Source organism: Bacillus sp. 7884-1 (genome assembly GCF_002272245.1).
Classification (GTDB): domain Bacteria; phylum Bacillota; class Bacilli; order Bacillales; family Cytobacillaceae; genus Neobacillus.
Genome location: NZ_NPDD01000375.1, coordinates 1 through 270, shown reverse-complemented (window position 1 = coordinate 270; position 270 = coordinate 1). Strand labels below are relative to the sequence as shown.

The 270-nt window shown below is 49.3% G+C and carries 1 protein-coding gene; it reads right to left on the bottom strand.

Features of this window, described 5'->3' with window-relative positions; translation table 11 throughout:
- Positions 1-270, bottom strand: a 270-nt coding sequence (locus tag CHI06_RS29200) for a hypothetical protein (protein ID WP_142301060.1), incomplete at both ends; no start/stop codon positions are given.

Below are 270 nucleotides of genomic sequence, written 5' to 3'. Positions count from 1 at the left end.
CAACCAGATTCCAGCTGCGACTAGCGGTTGGACTGCTTTTATCAACACCGAGTCCTGGGGTATTCGGGTAGGCGTTTTTTTGGATATAGACCATATAGAAGGTGCCGGTTACCACGATTCCTTCGCTTGCTAGATCGACAACCGTCCATTCTCCATTACGCAGAGCAGTCGCATCAAATGGACCCGCCAATAATTTACCAGGAGTATTATCCGGTCCATTATCATAGATGGCAACCTTAAAGGCTGTTCCACCTGGATCCGGCCAGCTTG